Raw genomic sequence first — 321 nt, 5'->3', positions numbered from 1 at the left:
GTGGCGCCGGCGCCCGCCCCCCCGCCGTCACCACGGCGACGGTCTCCCGGGAGACCGTGCAGGAGACGGTCGCGATCAGCGGCACCATCGCCCCCGCCCGCAGCGCGGATCTCGACTTCGCGGTCAGCGGCACCGTCACGCGAGTACTCGTCGAGGCGGGCGACGAGGTTCGCCGCGGCCAGGCGCTCGCCCGCATCGACGCCACCTCGCTTCGCGCCGCCCGGAGCGCAGCACTGTCGACGTGGGAGGCGGCCCAGGCTCAACTGGCGGAGGACGGCGGGGCGGGGGGGGCGGGGGGGGGGGGCCCCCCGCGCCCCGGGC

The 321-nt window shown here is 79.4% G+C and carries 1 protein-coding gene; it reads left to right on the top strand.

Annotated elements, in window-relative coordinates; translation table 11 throughout:
* Positions 1-321: biotin/lipoyl-binding protein (locus tag KSO97_RS17460; RefSeq protein ID WP_232681959.1), on the top strand; the 321-nt coding region annotated here is incomplete at both ends.

It is taken from the genome of Nocardioides sp. R-C-SC26 (assembly GCF_021246465.1).
Taxonomy (GTDB): domain Bacteria; phylum Actinomycetota; class Actinomycetes; order Propionibacteriales; family Nocardioidaceae; genus Nocardioides.
This window is presented reverse-complemented; position numbering and strand designations above follow the sequence as displayed.